Origin of the sequence: Marinomonas polaris DSM 16579, from assembly GCF_900129155.1 — a bacterium.
GTDB classification, from domain to species: domain Bacteria; phylum Pseudomonadota; class Gammaproteobacteria; order Pseudomonadales; family Marinomonadaceae; genus Marinomonas; species Marinomonas polaris.
In genome coordinates, this window is sequence record NZ_FQVF01000003.1 from 198780 (window position 1) to 217911 (window position 19132).

Below are 19132 nucleotides of genomic sequence, written 5' to 3' on the forward strand. Positions count from 1 at the left end.
TTTGTTATTTGACAGTCTCTTCTGTATTCACCGCTTGATCAGGATTAACTGTATTTATACCACCATCCACTATAAACACTTGGTTATCAAAACTAGCGCCATTATTAACCTGCGATAATAAAATAGTGTCTATTGAGGCTTCACCTTGCGCTCCTGAACTAACCGAAGTGGTTGAACCTGTAGACGCTATTGAAACCACTTGCATTCCCCCAACAGCGACCACTGGAGCATTACCCAAATTTGGTCGAGGAATAACCACAGGTGCTGGTGGGGGAGCTGGAATGAATACCACAGGAGGATTGTTAGGGTTGATATCAGCAATTGTTGTCATAGTACTTGCTGGTGCGGTTAAAGCACCCAAAGCATCTTTCACCATGACAATGTAGTTAGCCGAATCGACACCAGCAACACCTAGACCGTTAACGGTGACTGTTTTATTAATCCCTACTTGCTCGTCAGAGAAGCTAGCATCAGTAAAGGTCAAAAAGACTTTCTCATTCCCAACCACTCCATTGACGACTAATGGATTATTAATGTCGTTAAGGTTTCTTAGATTCACATCTTCTGTAGCTATAGTTAATGTCGTTTTAGCATCTGTTTTCGCATCGAATATTTTGTCTTGCGTTTTTGCAATAGCCACTAAAGAACGGACCGTGATAACAGCATCCCCCGTTGCGGTTATAGGTAAGTTGTAATTTGATTTTAAAGTATCATCGCCAGCTTCAAAGTCATCTGCGACCAAACTCGTAGTCACATTGTTTGCGTCAGCAACGTCTTTATCGTTATAAGCTCCTGTTGTTTTGTTAACGGTAAAGCTTTCACCAGCAACAAGGTTAGCTAGGCTGTAGTTGTCATTAGTCAGGGTTGCGTTCGTATTACCGTCATACACTTTTGTTGGCGTATCGATAATCGAGGCAGTAAGCGTTCTTGCAGTAATACTGCCTGCACCTGTGGCTGTCACTGGCATGATGTAGTTGCTGGCTAGAGTTTCATTCTCTTGAGTGAAATCTCCTTCAGCTAGACTAGTCGTGACAGTACTAGCGTCCACAACGTCTTTATCGTTGTAAGCCCCTGTTGCTTTGGTAACAGTGAAGCTCTCACCATCAACCAAGTTAGCAATGCTAAAATTGCCATTGGTCAATGTTGCATCGGTATTACCATCGTACACTTTTGTTGGCGTATCGATAATCGAAGCGGTAAGCGTTCTAGCGGTAATACTACCCTCACCTGTTGCTGTCACAGGCATAGTGTAATTACTCGCTAGCGTATCACTTCCTTCTGTGAAGTCCCCTTCAGCTAAACTAGTAGTAACACTGCTGGCGTCAAGTACGTCTTTATCGTTATAAGTTCCTGATGCTTTACTAACGGTGAAGCTTTCTCCATCAACTAAGTTCGCTATGCTGAAATTAGCATTAGTCAATGTCGCATCCGTATTGCCATCATAAACTTTGGTAGGTGTGTCGATAATGGAAGCAGTTAGAGCTCGTTTAGTAATGCTAGCATTACCTGTCACATTATTTTGAATAGTGTAATTACTCAACAATGTGCCTTCGTCTGCACTCAGCTTATTGGAAAGAACAGCCGTGACTGTTTTCGCATCAAGCACGTTTTTATCATTATAAGTGCCTTCTACTTGTGTGACCGATGCACCTTCCGTTTTCCCATCAACAGTAACAAAACCAGTTATGCTAAAATCTTTAGCTTCCAATATTGCTGATGTATTACCGTCATACACCTTGGTCTGATTGGCTAAACTAACCGTTAGGTCTTTACGTGCAATGGTGTACTTCAAGTTTTCTGAATTTACAACCTTGTAACCCAGTTCAGATGCGCCAGTATAAGTCCCAGTTCTTGCAATATTATACTCGCCAGCATTTAAGATTTTTTGATCTTCAACTGCATTTTTCCAAACTAGTTGGTCTGTAAACTGCGATTTATCACCATTCACAATACCTGTAAACGAAGCCGAAGTAGAGCTAGGTGCCAATTCAAGGCCGTCGTATACCTTCTCAAAACTAAAACCAATGGTTAGAGTTGGTTGCTCACGGTAAATTGCGTATTTGCCAGCCCCTAAAGTAGTCGTATAGTTTTTACTTGTTTCATCACTATTATATCGGTAATGCCCATCACCAAAATTATACGAACCACTGTCTTCGATACTGCCGGTATAAACGATGACTTGACCGCCCGATCCTGTTGTTAGGTTGGCATTTAACAGTACATTACCACCAGTAGCAGTGCCTGCATCAGTTGTTGAGCCGGCATTAAGCGTTATCGCACCATTTGCCGCTGATGTGGTCGTAATGTTGTTATTGACTGTTAGATCGTCGGCTTTAGTGGCAATACTTACTGTACCTGTTGCTGATACACCATTTACAGATGAAAGACTACCAACGACTAGGGCGTTTTCCGTAGTAACATTCAAGTTAGCTACGCCCGTTGCGGCTAACGTTCCTGCTGCAAAGTCTGTACCTGCCCCAGTACCGATGACACCAGTAACAGTGTAATTACCTGGCCCTTTGAGCAACAAGTTACCCGCACTTAGATCACTCCAAGTAAAAGAACCACCATCCATTTGACCAATGGTAACTTGACCTGTTGCAGAATACTTAGTGGTATCAAAGGCACTATTTAAGTTACCGCCACCTATCATACTGAAGTTATTAAACGTTGTTTTCTCTGTGGAGGAATCTATCAAGGCTATTGAGCCATTATTGGCTGCATAGGTCTCTGCCCCCTTATTACCACTGGTATCTATTGCAAAAGAGTAGGTTGGATCATTATTAGTAAGTTTGGCTCCTGTGCTACCAATGGTGACTGATCCCGCAGTGACACCCGATGTCGTTGATATTTGGCCAGAAACAAATCCGGTGTAAGTATCAATCGAAACATCATTAGCTAAGACTACTTCAGAGCCTAGTACGTCAATATTGGCCTGATTAGACTGTAAGCCACCATTAAGCGTAATAGTTGACCCTGTATAGCTTTGAGCACTGGTGGTTGTGTAAGAAGAGCCTGAATTTTTAGTCGTGGTGACCGCTGGCAATGTAATTGTGCCAGAGGACGTTGACCCCGAAGCATTAACAGTCATCGAACCAGCACTAAATGTGCCTGTGGTTGAGGCAGGGTACAAATTGACGTTGCCACCATTGCCACCTGTAGAACTGGTATTGAAGACATAATTTCGGTTGGCATTTCCTGATAAGCTATAACCAGAGAACGTAATATCACCACTGTTCGTGATTGACTGATTCGTATCTATTAACACGCTAGGTATATTTGTTGCGGATGAAGTCGATTCTCCACCACTTAAAGCAACATTACCTGTTGCTGTAAAATCACCATTAAGCGCAAAACTTGCCCCCGTTAATGAAATCGAACCGTCTTGATCAGTCGTTACTCCAGAGCCAATAAACGATAGTCCCGTTAAGTATGAACCTGCGCTTTTGGTGGCATTCATATCTGTCGTGATACTTCCACCAGAAGTATTACTGGAGCTTGAATCAAGCGTTAACGTAGCCAATACGCCTGTATTGGCTGAAACATCAACACCTCTACTGCCCTTGCTATTATTCAACGAGATACTGCCTGAATTGCCTAATGACGTTGAATTGCTAGCATTATCAGAATTGCTATCAATGCGTGATGAACTGGCGAGTTTAAAAGTATTACTTTCTAACGAGATATTACCGCCATTGGTATTAACATCGCCATTCAAAGTAATACTATTATTGTATGAAGTCACATTAAAATAGCCGGAACCACCATAAAAGTTGTTAACCTGAATATCTTTATTGTAGGCATACAAATCAAAGTTACGATTAAAACCAGACAAATCTATACTACTAGCGTCTAGGGTAATAAGACCATTTCCCGTATCTGAGTAATTAAGGTTTTCAGTGACTGAATTGTTATCATACAAATCAATAGCTACAGTATGCGCTCTTGCAGTGCTATCAGTGCTTGAATAATTGACTTTAATGGTTTTAAAGTGCTCAGCAGACAGCTCATTAATAGCAATATCGCCACTCTCATTATTAATAGTCAGTACATTACTGCCCACATTTGCTTCACCCGTTTCTCCGCCTCTCGCGACTTTAAGTGTATAATCGCTTCCACCAATTGAGGCGGTATTTGTCGTGTTATAGGCAGTTGTTAAATTCAAGTTACCGACTGTTACGGTCGCAATATCAGGATTGGCTTCTGTAGTGGCCGTTATTACACCGCTACCTTGAACATGGTCTGTAGAATACGCTGAAATACTTTTACCATAATATGACGTTAATGAAAGTGTTGCGGCACCAATATCAATGGCATTATCTGCCATGATAATATCTCTTGATTGAGAAATAGATAAGCCAGTTTTTAAGCTAACGTTTTTGTTATCTGTTTTAATACCTGATAATTTATTCATATCATCAATGGTATGAACAATAGTTTTCGCATCCGCGGTGGTTTCTATGTTGAAGAAGTCACCATTGGTGGACAGAATGTGATGATGGCCAGCGACATTCGCATTGCTATCGACAGCCGAGAAGGTAATGCTGTTAAAGTCACTATTACGAAGCCAAGTTGAACCACCGGAGTTATTCACATTTAATGTATTAGCTGTTACCTCTAGAGCATTACTCCAGTCGTCACCACTATTTTTAACACCAAAGTTACTGGCATTTAAGTTTAATGTTCCATTTTGGATATAAATTTCTTTATTACTAAAGTCATCTGGTGCTGACGTTGAGCTGTAATAATCTGCGGCATTATCTGCCTTAATTTCACCGTAAGTGGAGCCAGACAATGCCGTTAAGGTCAAATTCAATCCCGTTCCATCTAAAACAGAACTGTCAGAAGAATTAACAGACGTAGATCCTCCAGTGGCAACAATAGCGCCATTAGCCAAGGTAATGTTAGGCGCTTTAATAGTAATGTTTTTAGAAGAGGTTTCGTCTACAAAGCCGCCTGTTGCAATGCTAAACAGGCCATTTGCATCCGTTGTTGCTAACAGCCTATGTGATCCATCGCTATTAAATTCTATCCGTTGTGTGGTGTTTTTAGTATTGACATCTGTCGTTAAGTTTAGATTCGAAAAATTAGAGTCATCGTACCCATTAGCAAACTTAATATATGAGTTTCCGCCAGTATTGGTAATATTAATGGTTCCATTACTACTAGAGAATAATACTGGAGAGTCTTCAGAACCAATATTCTCAGCACTCGTCACATTTACCATTGCGGACGAAGAGTTCGTGCTAATTTTAGTAGAGTCTGTACTTGCGCCAATAATTGAACCGCCGGCTTCTAAAGTTAAAGAAGTCGGAACCGTGGCTACCTGCTCATAATTAGGAGTACCAGAACGATTAGCGTTGGTTTCCGTTTCATTATTATAGCCGGAAGAACCAGCAGTAGAATTTATCGAAAAAGATTTACCAGCAGCATCCCCTGTAGGCAAATTAATATCATCCGTCACCTTCAATACTAAAGAACCACTGCCAACATTTATTTGACTACCTGTATTCATTGTAAAGTTTTCAGCAGAAGCGGTAACAATGTCATGATAGTCTTGGTCATTATAGGCGTACCCAACGCCGTTAGTCGCTTGCCCTAGTGTCACTGAGCCAACATAAAAATTACCATTATTCGTTGTTACGCTGCCATTAGAACCAAAAATAACATCACCGCCATCCGTGGCATCGTTATTAGCGGTAAGAATCAGGTTAAGACGTTGTTTCTCTGAACTAATCGCACTATTGATGGTGATGTCATTTTTTGAACTAATGGTTAACGTTGTGTCAGTTGAAATGTCATAAACAGGCGATGGCGATGTTCCACTCGTACCGGCGGATACCTTAGTGATCACATCATTGATAGTAATACTGCCAAAATCGGCGCTAGTAATGTCTGCATTTGTATTGACATCTATTAGATTATTTTGGCCTGCTAACGTTTCACTTAACGTCACTTTGGCGCTACTGGCCGTCAGCGTATAATTGGCTGTTTTTAACGCATCAGATATGGTTTGCCCGGTAATATCACCACCGGTTGCAGCTACGACGGTATCAAACGTCGAAACAGGCGTTTTCCAGGTTCCATTTGCTGTATTACCAGCTGTTGTGACATTAGCACTGGTATTTAAAAACACGGATTGACCATTGGTGATAATCGTACCACCTGTGCCATTGGTCGTGCTGGCATTTAACACACCCTCAAGACTGATAAAATCCGCTGCCGTTGAAGCATCTTTTGCTAAAGTAATGTTACCACCATTAGTGGTTGTACTACTGGCGTCCAAGGTGCCTTGGTTGGTAATTTTGCTACTATATAAGTTAATTATTGGGGCGGTCAGTGTTTTACCGCTTCCTACCGTAATATCGCCGGCAGAGGTAACCGTTAACCCTGTCGTTGCCGTCATGTTACCCATTGCTAACGCAGCGGAATGGACAAAGTCTACACTTCCAGTATTAGCGGTTAGTGTTCCAATAGAGTTGCCTTCATCTGTCAGAGTATGCGTGCCACCCGTACCAAGTAGATTCAAGTCTTGCCCACCGGTAATGGCTCCGGTTTGGGTCACTGTGCCCGTTGACTGTAAAGTCAATGCGTCGTTAAACGCAGTGGCACCAATGGTAATATTGCCTGATTGACTGGAATCACCAATCACAATGCTAGAGAAACCATCCGCAATTTTAGAGACAAAATCAGCAGAAAGTAGTTGAAGTGTGTCCACTGCATTATCGTCAATCGTATCCACAATACTAATCGCGTCGCTGGCAGTATCGCTCGTGATGTTCAATGTACCCGTGCCAGAAATAGCTTTGCCATCGGCTACCGAAAGTTCACCCACTTTTAACGTCAGATTATTCGCACCAGCTGCTAAATTATTACTGACTGACAAAGCACCACTAGTTTGCAGTATTGCTGCGTCTTTAAAGGTTGTATCTGCGCCAATTTCAATACCACCAGTATGACCGACACCACCGATAGTGATATTTGCAAACCCGTCGGCAAAATCCGTACTAATGTTTGTAGTCGTTAATTGCAGAGCATCGGCTGTTGCGCCACCTACATCAATCAGTTTATTTGCTGTTTTAGTGGTGATTTGCAAAGTTCCAGAACCAGCCACTGTTTTTCCATCCGCTATCGTTAAAGCGTCGGTATTGAATGTGATGTTACCAGCACCAGTGGCGATATTTTCGTTGATAGTTAACGCATCAGAAGTCAGGTTCAAAGCTCCTGATGTCGTAATAGCACCAGTGGTTTGATCTAAACTATTCACTAACGCCACGCTACCAGTGTTGGCGGTTAAATTACCAATTTCATTATCAGCATTAGTCAGGGTATGCGTGCCACCTGAGCCAAGTAAATTCAAGTCTTGTCCACCAGTAATGGCTCCGGTTTGGGTCACAGTACCCGTTGTCTGTAAAGTCAATGCGTCATTAAACGCGGTGGCACCAATGGTAATATTGCCTGATTGACTGGAATCACCAATCACAATGCCAGAGAAACTATCAGCAATTTTTGAGACAAAATCAGCAGAAAGTAGTTGAAGTGTGTCTACTGCAGTATTGTCAATCGTATCCACAATACTAATCGCGTCGCTGGCAGTATCGCTCCCAATATTCAATGTACCCGAGCCAGAAATAGCTTTGCCATCGGCTACCGAAAGTTCGCCCACTTTTAACGTCAGATTATTCGCACCAGCAGCTAGATTATGGTCAACAGATAAGGCTCCACTGGTTTGCATTGTAACAGCGGCGGCCAAGGTAGAATCTTCTACAATATTAATGCCACCTGTTTGATCTGCTCCACCAATGACAATGTCAGAAAAACCATTTGCAATTTTGCTACCAAAATCCGCTGCATTTAATTGCTGGCTTGTCCCACCAATGTCAATCGCTTCGCTGTCTGTCTCAGAAGCAACCGTCAACAAACCTGTACCAGAAATGGTTTTATCATCTGCTATAGTGAGCTGGCCTACTTTTAGCGTCAGGTTGTTTGCGAGAGCATCTAGATCATTGTTAACCGATAAAATACCGCCCGTTTGCAATGTTGTCGCATCATTAAGTGTAGTGTTTGCGCCAATTTCAATGCCACCAGTATGATCGGCACTGCCTATGGTTATAGCTGAGAAACCATCGGCAAAATCAGCCGTAGAGATTTGTAAAGCCCCAGAACCGCCATTAACACCAATCGTCGTAGCAACTGATTTAGTTGCTACTTGTAAAGTCCCCGACCCTGTAACCGTTTTGTCACTCGCAATCGTCAGAGAGTCGGTGTTGAATGTGATGTTACCCGCACCAGTGGCAATGTTTTCGTTAATGGTTAAGTCATCAGAAGTCAGATTAAGTGCGCCTTTTGTGGTAATAGCGCCGGTAATTTGGGCTGAACTATTCACCAACTCCACACTGCCCGTGTCTGCAGTGAGTGTTCCAATCGCATTGTTAGCATTGGTTAAAGTGTATGTGCCTGTACCCAATAAGTTTAATGCTTGATCACCCGTAATGGCGGTATCAGTAGCTTGCGTAACAGTGCCAGTGGAAGACAGTTCAACTGCACCTGTGGTGACAATAGACCCAAGGGTAAAATCATGATTATTGGTAACACTTAAGCTACCAGTATTGGCGGCCAGCGAGGCAATTTCATTACCCGTGTTAGTTAGAGTGTATGTGCCTGCACCTTGTAGGTTTAGAGCTTGTCCTCCTATAATTGCACCTGTTTGCGTAACAGTACCATCAGAAGACAAGGTAACATCGCCTGTTGTTACAATAGATCCAAGGGTGAAATCATGATTATTGGTAACACTTAAGGTGCCGGTATTAGCAGCCAATGAGGCAATCTCATTGCCCGTATTATTTAAGGTGTATGTTCCTGTACCAAGCAAGTTCAAAGCCTGATCACCGATAATGGCACCTGTCTGAGTAACTTCTCCCGTAGAGGATAGCTCAACATCGCCTGTGGTGATAATAGATCCAAGAGAGAAATTATGGTTGTTGGTAACACTTAGACTGCCTGTATTGGCAGCCAACGAAGCGATTTCATTGCCCGTGTTATTTAGGGTATACGCACCATTTACACCAAACAAACTTAGCGCTTGATCTCCTGTGATGGCCGTATCACTTGCTTGTGTTACGGTACCTGTACTGGATAGCTGAATAGCACCTGTGGTAGCAATATTTCCTAAAGTGAATTCTGTACCGTGGAAAGTTAATGCACCGCTGGTAGCTGTTAACTGGCCTATCGCATTGTCAGCATTATTTAATGTGTGTGTACCACCACCTATCAACGTCAGGTTTTGATCACCGGTAATGGCACCGTTTTGAGTGATATTGCCTTTGGTTTGCAGTGTCAATGCATCTTTCAATACGGTGGCATCGACATCAATATTTCCTGATTGATTCTCGCCGCCAATCGTAATCTCTGAGAATCCATCGACGAAATCTGTACTGAAATTAGTCGCCGTAACTTGCAGAGTGCCTGTTCCACCACCAATACCAATCGTTGCGGAGGCTGTTTTGGCCGCTATCTGTAGTGCACCAGTACTTTTAACCGTGCTGCTGGTAACAGTCAGTGCATCAGTATTAAATGTTATATCCCCAGCGCCGGCATCGATATCGCCATTGATCGTCAGTGCATCAGAGGTCAAGCTTAACGACCCAGTTGTAGTAATAGCGCCAGTAGTTTGTGCAGAGCCACTCACCAATTCCACACTGCCAGTATTAGCCGTAAGCGTGCCAATCTCATTATTAGCGTTGGTAAGGATGTATGTTCCCTCTGTGCCAAGCAAGTTTAACGCTTGACCGCCCGTAATGGCCGTACCATCGGTTTGAGTTACCGTGCCAGTGGAAGACAGTTCAATATCGCCAGTGGTAACGATAGCCCCAAGAGAAAAATCATGATTGTTGGTAACGCTTAAAGTGCCGGTATTAGCGGCCAACGAAGCAATCTCATTGCCAGCGTTGGTTAGAGTATATGTGCCTGAACCTTGTAGGTTTAGAGCTTGCCCTCCTGTAATAGCGCCAGTTTGCGTAACTGCACCAGTGGAAGACAGTTCCACCGTACCTGTCGATGTAATACTCCCTAAACTAATATCCCCCGTGGATAAAATTTTAACGTTACCCGCTGCTGCAGTTATAGCTTGTGTTGTCACACTTGCAGCTGGACTCGTGTCTGTTGCACCACCAATCCAAACATCACCGCCATTCGTGTCAATCGAGGATCCAGCGCCCATGCTGACACTACCGGAACTGTTGTCATCGTTGTCAGCACGAAGCACGGTGTTCAGTGCCCCAGTTGTCGAGGTAATAGACACGTTTTCATTAATAACAATGTTATTTGCAGCGGTTAAGGTGAGCGTTGCATCTGCTCCAGATGATTTCGAAATATTCGCAGCAAGGGTGATATCCCCCTCACCGGCCACTTCTGAATCTGTCTGAACCGTAACATTGGTACCTGCATTTAACGCTGTCTCGATTGTTTCTGCCCCAATGTCACTTTGAGTTTCGCCACTCGTCAAACTACCATCACTGCCTGCGCTAATAGTAATGTTCGTTGGATCAAGCAACCATTCTGAGGCTTTTACTGTGGTGCCTTTTGCAACATTTAGCACATGACCGGAGGTTTCGATCTTGCCACCGTTTGCGTTTTCACCCAGACCTTTCGCACTGATGTTACCAGCAACTTTAGTAACACTTTCAGCATCATTTACGTCTGACCAAACAACGACTTTACCACCGTCGCCCTGCGTCGTAGCGTTGGCTGAAATTTGACTGGTTTCCGTTAAAGTCACTTTCGTTGCATGTGGGTATAGGTCAGCATTGGCACCTTGCCAATCCCCACCGATTAGGATTTCGCCACCACCTGTTGCACCATCAGCGACTAATGTACCGCTATTGGTGATGTCATCACCCATAAAAACAATTTCACCGCCCCGTGACGTTAAACTGGTGGCTTCAACAATACCTGTATTATTTACAACACTGGCGGTTAGATCGCTAGCGGCCTTAGCAGTAAACAAAATATGACCGCCGTCTGCTTTTATTGCTCCACCATTTTGAATCAATGCGTCAATGGCACCTTTCTGCACTTCGACACTAACGGTGCCTCCCATATTAACTAATACAGAATCGCCAGCAGCCAAGCGCACACTACCTTGATTAGCAACAATATCGCCCATATTTTCGATTTTGGCGGCAATCATAACGACATAGCCACCTTCCGCTGCAACCAAACGCCCTTGGTTGACAACAGCATTACTATTGCCACCTTCGAATAGATAATTATCAGCACCAAAGTTTTCGTTTGTTAAATTTCGCGTAGAAGCAATCAGACCACCGACGTTAACCTGTGCTGTTGTACCAAATAAGATACCGTTAGGGTTTATAAGGAAGACTTGACCGTTTGCGTTAATAGCACCTTGTATACTCGAAACATCAGATCCAGTGACACGGTTTAACGCAACAGATGAAGATGAAGGTTGAATAAAGTTAACAACACTGTCTTTACCGACGTTAAACGACTGCCAATCAATGGCCATTTTGTTGGTATTTTGAGTAATATTAAGCGTTTTCCCATTTGGCTGAGAAATACTGCCTGAGCCTAAACTTACAGTTCCATTGGTTGGCAATGCATCAGCGTAAGCTTGGGCACTGACTATAAACACGCTACCCGCTATCAAACTTAGTCTTGCTCGGTGGCGACGGCCGTGATTTTTCTTTTTCCCGGCACTTTTGCCAATTTCACTCACAGCTTGCCAAACACCTATCGACGAATTCCAGATAACGCGGTAAATACGGTTCATAAACCAACCTCTGTGTAATGTTTTCGACTACCCTGGACAATCTCAGCCACCCAGGATAGTTCCTTATTTTTTTGCCATTACTTACCACTTTATTACCATTTACTGTAATTTTCTGTAAATTTTCATCATTTCTTTACGTTTTATTTATATTTTTTGAATGTAGCCTATTTTATTAATTGGTAAATGTTAGTTTTTTGACTTTTACCCAGCAGCTCTGATGTATTTGTATAGACTAAAACTGACATTTGATGACTCGGAATAGGAGCTCAATGCTCTATCACAATACCCGCCTCGATGAACCGAGTTTGAATCGATTGTTTATTCGAAGTTCCAAGGATCAATCTAACGTCAGCCGTGTATTTCCCTATTTTTTTACGCCACGATAACTGGACATAGAAACACAAACGATTGATTTTACTGCAATATAAGGAGGGAGGTAATTGAGATTAAATTCATTCTCTAAACTGACTAAGTGAAATGAAAACCAGTGACTGACTTCCAGCAAGATCTTGCAATCTAGCGCTACTCATCCGTTAAGGCTTTAGATCCATTGGCACTTACTTTTAGAAAATATAAGAGAAAGGGGGTATTGCCTTACCTTAGGGACTTAAATACTGCCTTTTAAAAACGGCTAACACCTTAGGCAAATGCTCAGGCAAATCTTCGGCAATAAGCCCTGCTCCAACTTCATTTCCCACTTCGCCATGCATCCAAACAGCTGCAGCAGCGGCATCAAATGGCGACATGCCTTGAGCAAGCAGCCCCAAAATAAACCCAGCCAATACGTCCCCTGAACCACCCGTAGCAAGATCCGCAGGCGCGTTTGAATTGATAATCGCTCGGCCATCAGGAGAGGCGATCACGGTATCCGCACCTTTTAATACCACGACCGCACCACTTTGTTTGGCGGCAAGTCGAGCACGCGTTAATTTGTCGTCTGCAAGGTTGTTATTAATTTCAGGGCTTTTATTAATCTTAGGAAATAACCGAGCAAACTCCCCTTCATGGGGCGTCATTACACAAGGGCCATTAATGGCATCAAAAAGCGTTTGTGGGTCATTGGCAAAAGCACTGAGTGCATCGGCATCCAACACAGTCGCACGACCGGTAATAAGTGCAGCAAGAACAATTTTGCGTGTCCGAATACTTTCGAAGCCTGCTAAACCAGCGCCCGGCCCCACCGCAATGGCGTTATGACGCGTGTCTAATAACAACTCTTCAAAATCCTCCGCTTCTTGGCTCTGCTCTAACTTAGCCACCATCACACCAGTTAATGCTGTGGCATACACAGCCCACGCTTTAATCGGTGCTGCTAGCGTGACTAAACCAGCGCCGATTCGCATGGCGCTACGAGCGGTTAAACGACTCGCACCTGTGATGTTTTCACCACCAAACACCAACGCATGGCCGCGATGAAACTTGTGTCCATCCAATCGCGGCCAAGGATAATCTCGATACCAAAGCTCTGGACTATTTTCCCATGTTTGAAGATTTAGCTCGTCCAGCACAGTGACAGGAATACCTATATCAGCAACAACGAGTTCACCGCATAAACCTCGACCGGGAAACAATAAATGACCGGGCTTTTTACGAAAGAAAGTCACAGTTAACTCTGCTGGAGCAACCTTACCAAGTACAGCACCTGTAGTGCCATCAATACCGCTGGGGACATCTACCGCACAAATTGGTATCTCGCGCTCAATCAGGGCATCGACCATGTCGCGAGCTTTGCCTTCTAAAGAACGAGTCAAACCCGCACCAAACATGGCGTCGATGACCAAATCGGTTTGCTCTAGTAGATCGACAGAATACTCTTCAACTTCACCTTGCCAAGCATGAAAAAAACACGCAGCTTCTGGTGATAATTTTTCTACCGAACCCATAAATGCTAACCGCACAGACCAGCCAGCAGCTTGCAAAAGCTTGGCGACAACAAATCCATCGCCGCCATTATTTCCCGGCCCACAAAGCACTAATACCGAACATGTAGACCAGCGCTCCAGCACAGCATCGGCTACCGCTTTTCCAGCTGCGGCCATCAGATCCATAACAGGTACACCAGCCACCACAGCGGATTTATCCGCCATACCCATTTCGCTTGCTGTTAAAAGTAATTGAGGATATTGCTTATGCATGTGAGCCATTGACTTCCACCTATTAATAACTGAACACATGATATCAGCCGATGTTAACCGCTACCTCATGAGATCTCGTTTACTCTAAACCCATCAGCAAGGCTCATCAAAATTATAATATATAGCGCATTTGAACAGCAGCTGAAACTAGGCTTTACTATATTGTCTAAGCCGTCACAGGTATGATGGCACATTCTTAACCTTTTAAACTTTTCGACTTATTACCGGACACTTTTATGAACGACGAGATCAACTACACAAACAATCCTCTACACGGTCTGGGGTTACAAGAATTGCTCACCCAGATAGTTGATCACTATGGTTTTGAGATTCTTTACGCCTATCTAAACATCAACTGCTTCAAGACTAACCCGAGCATTGAATCCAGTGTTAAATTCCTCAAGAAAACCGAGTGGGCACGGGAAAAAGTTGAAATTTTCTACCTTTATAAATTTAAAAACCTGCCACGAGTGTCATCTGAGCAATTTGAATTGCCACCTAGAAAGCGGATTATTCCAGAAGGCCAGACACCACGAGAACCTGCAGAATTAAGTATGGAAGACGCCGAACGCGTACGAGAGAAGCAGGCGCAGAAAGCTGCTGAACATGGCAAGACAAAAAGATATGGCAACGGCAAGCCTGATAGATTTTAATAAACATCAGCTGGCTAGTAGCTCTCCTTGCCAGCGTCCTGACTCCCACTCGGCTTTTGTGACTTCCTTTATAAGAGGAATTACCGCGTTTAATAAAGCCGTTTGTGGGCGATCTGCAGCAGTTGACACACAAACATCTCGCCATAACGTCGGCTCCACAATTTCTATTGCCTGTATCTGATTCGCCTGCTGTAAATGATAAAAAGCGGATGTGGGCGATAGCAATACTCCATGTCCATCCACCACATAGCGCAGTGTCGTCATTAATTGACCAAACGCAGCTTTATGAGGCAACCTAATACCCGTTTTCTCCTCATATTGACTCAAAACATATCCAAGCGAATCACGAGGGCCTGTGACAATCACTTCATGGTGGGCCAGCTCTGAAAATGTAATCGTTTTTGCTCCACTCAGTTTTTTATATGATGCCACTTTGGAATCACAACCAACTGCAAGAAACAGCTTTTCTCGAAACAGCTTTATTTGACGTATTTGACTCATATCTGACCCATCAGGCGATGAAATAGCTATATCTATTTCCCCTGATTGCAGTTGATTGGATAAGTTGTAAGACAGCCCAGCATGAAGATCTAACGTGATTTTAGGATAACGTTGCTCGACCAGTGCCAATAATGGCACCGAAATAATATTGCCAATTGGCTGCGTCATTCCAATTGATAAAACACCCGAGGGTTCATGTTCAAACTGATGCACATCGCATTTTGCTTGTTCCATTTGACGCATAATCGATTCTGCATGGGCGAGAAAAATCTGCCCACTCTGCGTCAACACCACACCACGAAAGCTACGATCAAATAAATTAGTACCAAGTTCATGCTCTAAGTTTTCAAGCTGCAAACTAATACTAGGTTGGGCAACATCTAATGCTCTTGCCGCTGCTGCGATGCTATTAAGCTCGGCTGTTTTTAGGAAAAAGGTGAGCTGCTTACTATTCATAATTATTATGGATACATAAAAAGTATTGAGCTATACCATATTTATTTTTGTTTTTTATAGCCAGTTTTTTATTTAGCCTATCAACAAAATAACAACACAAAGAGAGAAGTCATGTCTTCAACAAAGCGATATTTTGAAAAACCTAGTCGATTTAGTGATGCAGAATGGCAAGCTAGACTTGACCTAGCCGCCATGTATCGAATCTTTGCCTACCTAAAATGGGATGAATCCATTTATAACCATATCTCATTGCGCGTACCTGGCGAAGATGCACACTATTTGATTAACCCTTTTGGTTTACATTACAGCGAGGTCACCGCTTCCAATTTGGTTAAAGTCGACCTAAAAGGCAATATCGTTGGTCATTCGGATTGGCCGATTAACCCTGCTGGCTTTACCTTTCACAGCGCTATTCATGACAAAGTAGAAGGCGCACATTGCGTTATGCACGTCCATACTACGCCTACTTTAGCTGTTTGCTGTTTAGAAGAAGGGATTTCTTACAGCAATTTCTACTCGGCGCAAATTTACAACAAAGTGGCTTACCATGACTTCGAAGGCATAACACTACACATGGATGAAGGCCAGCGCATTCTTGACAGTGCAGATGGCAAACCTATTTTAATGCTAAGAAACCACGGCCCTGTCGTCATGGGCGCAACATTAGCTCAAGCGTTTGCTCTAATGTGGTTAGTCAATCGAGCTTGCGAAGTACAAATGGCGACCATGTCGATGGGGAAAGTAAGAGAAATCCCTGAAGAAATCTGCAAAAAATGCACTGCGGACTCTCTACCATTAGACCCCAAATACGGCGCTGGTGAAGATGTATTTGCCGCGATGAAACGTATTATTGAAAAACAGGATCCTTCCTATAAACAGTAAATACCATTCCCACAACTAGTCTTATTATTTGATGTGCCAGTAAATTTAATAAATATCGATAGCGTTCCGTTTTTTACAATACTCATTTACATAATTCTCTTTGAATGAAGGGGGTTACAAATCTTGTAAAAACACACTGGAGCAATCGATGAATAATAAGAAAAATACTATCGTAGCCGCCGCAGTTGCGGCTCTTTCTCTCATTACTAGTAATACTGTAATGGCCCATGGAGGATCCCCCAACTATATAAAAATAGAGGACTCTCTCAAAAGTTCTGGCGCCTCTTTTTTCTACGACAAAACAGCAAAAGAAGTGCATATTGCATTAGAAAAAGTGCATGCCTGTATTAAAGTTGGTGCAATGGAAGCCGAAGTAAATGGCAAAAAAATCCACCTTGATGCTCCTATCAAACTTGAGCATGGTAATCTTTTAGTAGAGAGTGGATTTGCTAATGATCTCTTTGAAGAATATGTTCCTCAAACTATTTCTATCAGTGATGCCAAACACCCTTTGGATCCCTTATCTCAAGCAGAAATCACCTTAACTCAGCAAACCGTCCAAGCTTCTAAATACTTCCGCAGCAATCTACGCTTTACTGAAATAAAATTAGCAGAGCCTGAAAAAAGCAAAGTGTGGGCGTGGTCATTTGGACAGAAGGAAGACTTTCAGCGTCTGGCGAACTTTACGATTTTAGATGGTAAACAAGTCATTGAAGGCACCATCAATTTAGAAACAAAAATTGTCACTCGCTGGCAGCCAATCAAAGATGTTCACGGAATGGTGATCTTGGACGACTTTGTCGCTGCCCAAGAAATTGTTGAAGGCAGTAAAGAGTATGCTGATGCACTTAAAAAACGAGGTATCAGTAATGTTAAGGAAGTCGTTGCAACACCGTTAACCGTCGGCTTTTTTGATGGGGAAGATGGGCTAAAAGAAGACGATCGCCTATTAAAAATAGTTTCTTATTTAGACATTGGTGATGGCAATTTTTGGGCCCATCCTATTGAAGGCCTAGTTGCTGTTGTTAACCTCGAAACCAAATCCATTGAAAAAATTGAAGACAGCGGCGTCATACCTGTTCCAATGAAGCCAAACCCTTATGATGGACGAGATCATAAAAATAAGGCATCCGTAAAACCAATTGCCATTTCAGAACCTAAAGGTACTAATTACAAAATTTCTGGCAACACTATCCATTGGCAAAACTGGGATTTCCACCTAAAACTTGATCCACGTGTTGGCCCTGTTCTCTCTACGATGACGTACAACGACCAAGGCACCAAACGTAAAATCATGTACGAAGGCTCCCTTGGCGGAATGATTGTCCCCTACGGTGACCCTGATATTGGTTGGTATTTTAAAGCGTACCTAGATTCAGGCGATTACGGTATGGGAGGACTTACTTCTCCTCTTGAGTTGGGTACTGACGTTCCACCTAATGCCAAATTATTACCAGCAACCTTAGCTGATAACAGCGGTGCACCTTATACGATCCCTAATGCCATCGCGATATTCGAGCGCTATGCTGGCCCAGAATACAAACATAATGAAATGCTAGGAAGCGGAGCAGGAAATCAAAGCCGTGCGCGCAGAGAGCTTGTGGTTCGCTGGGTAAGTACCATCGGCAACTACGACTACATGTTTGATTGGGTATTGCTAGCAAATGGTACGATCAAACTAGACGTTGGTGCATCGGGTATTGAAGCCGTGAAAGGTGTGAAAACCAAAACCATGCACGATGCTACCGCTAAAGATGACACTCGTTACGGCACTCTGATTGATCACAATATTGTGGGCACTACGCACCAGCACATCTATAACTTCCGTTTAGATCTAGATGTTGACGGTGAGAAAAACTCCTTGGTAGAGCTTAACCCTGCGGTTGAAAAAAATACTTCTGGAGGTCCACGTAAAAGCGTTATGGTCGTGAATCAGCATACCGTGAAAGACGAGCAAGAAGCGTCTCAAAAGTTCGATCCATCCACTATTCGCTTGATGAGCAATGCAAACAAAGAAAACCGTATGGGCAACCCTGTTTCCTACCAAATCATTCCATTTGCTGGGGGAACTCATCCTATCGCCAAAGGTGCTCTCTTTAGCAAGGATGAATGGATATTCAAACGCGTAAACTTTATGGATAAGCAAATTTGGGTCACCAATTACAAACCTGAAGAACGTTTCCCAGAAGGTACTTACCCTAACCGTGCTAAAACAGATACCGGTCTGAAGGTGTTCATTGAAGACAATGAGTCTATTGAAAATAAAGATAACGTATTATGGATAACAACAGGGGCGACACACATAGCTCGTGCAGAAGAGTGGCCAATAATGCCAACTGAGTACGTGCACGCCATGCTCAAACCATGGAACTTCTTTGATCAAACACCAACACTTAATCTGCCAGCAGAAACAATGGAAAAATAGAAATATATCAAAGTAGGGGCGAATAAGAGCGATTTAACAGCTTGTTCGCCTTTTCCTTCTTGATATTTGAGCAATGTTAAAAAAGTGACAGCTGAAATCACAAAGCTAATGGAGTGTAGAATTATATAAACTCACCATTCAAACTAACGTTTAAGTAGGATGTATTAAGTCATCTAGGTAAAGAGCTGGGGTTAGTAAAAAAGAATCATTATTATCTAGCGATCTTTTCTTGATGAGTCACTAGGAAAGGTATTGGCTGTTTGATACTCAGCCAATACCCTACTAATAAATA

6 protein-coding genes are annotated in these 19132 nt (G+C 43.0%); 3 read left to right on the forward strand and 3 right to left on the reverse strand.

The genetic code is table 11. The features are described from left to right. Positions 1-4: 4 nt before the first annotated feature. Positions 5-11788, reverse strand: a complete 11784-nt coding sequence (locus BUA59_RS03050) for a two-partner secretion domain-containing protein (RefSeq protein ID WP_072838250.1) — start codon at positions 11786-11788, stop codon at positions 5-7. A gap of 599 nt (positions 11789-12387) precedes the next feature. Further along, positions 12388-13932, reverse strand: coding sequence for a bifunctional ADP-dependent NAD(P)H-hydrate dehydratase/NAD(P)H-hydrate epimerase (locus tag BUA59_RS03055; RefSeq protein WP_072838251.1), 1545 nt, complete (start codon positions 13930-13932; stop codon positions 12388-12390). A 227-nt stretch (positions 13933-14159) separates the two neighbouring features. On the opposite strand from BUA59_RS03055, the gene BUA59_RS03060 reads away from it, so the two are divergent. Continuing rightward, the gene (locus BUA59_RS03060; protein ID WP_072838252.1) at positions 14160-14576 is read left to right on the forward strand and encodes a VF530 family protein; all 417 of its coding nucleotides are present in this window, start codon (positions 14160-14162) and stop codon (positions 14574-14576) included. A 6-nt stretch (positions 14577-14582) separates the two neighbouring features. On the opposite strand, the gene BUA59_RS03065 is transcribed toward BUA59_RS03060, so the two are convergent. Beyond that, complete coding sequence (locus tag BUA59_RS03065; protein ID WP_072838253.1) at positions 14583-15533, reverse strand: LysR family transcriptional regulator; 951 nt, start codon at positions 15531-15533, stop codon at positions 14583-14585. Positions 15534-15644: 111 nt separating this feature from the next. On the opposite strand from BUA59_RS03065, the gene BUA59_RS03070 reads away from it, so the two are divergent. After that, the gene (locus BUA59_RS03070; RefSeq protein ID WP_072838254.1) at positions 15645-16415 is read left to right on the forward strand and encodes a class II aldolase/adducin family protein; all 771 of its coding nucleotides are present in this window, start codon (positions 15645-15647) and stop codon (positions 16413-16415) included. A gap of 148 nt (positions 16416-16563) precedes the next feature. Further along, positions 16564-18840, forward strand: a complete 2277-nt coding sequence (locus BUA59_RS03075; protein ID WP_072838255.1) for a copper amine oxidase — start codon at positions 16564-16566, stop codon at positions 18838-18840. Positions 18841-19132: the final 292 nt, after the last annotated feature.

Bases quoted from the DNA above. Each gene is read 5' to 3' on its own strand.
- BUA59_RS03050 (WP_072838250.1), bottom strand. From the start codon at position 11,788: ATGAACCGTATTTACCGCGTTATCTGGAATTCGTCGATAGGTGTTTGG.
- BUA59_RS03055 (WP_072838251.1), bottom strand. From the start codon at position 13,932: ATGGCTCACATGCATAAGCAATATCCTCAATTACTTTTAACAGCAAGC.
- BUA59_RS03060 (WP_072838252.1), top strand. From the start codon at position 14,160: ATGAACGACGAGATCAACTACACAAACAATCCTCTACACGGTCTGGGG.
- BUA59_RS03065 (WP_072838253.1), bottom strand. From the start codon at position 15,533: ATGAATAGTAAGCAGCTCACCTTTTTCCTAAAAACAGCCGAGCTTAAT.
- BUA59_RS03070 (WP_072838254.1), top strand. From the start codon at position 15,645: ATGTCTTCAACAAAGCGATATTTTGAAAAACCTAGTCGATTTAGTGAT.
- BUA59_RS03075 (WP_072838255.1), top strand. From the start codon at position 16,564: ATGAATAATAAGAAAAATACTATCGTAGCCGCCGCAGTTGCGGCTCTT.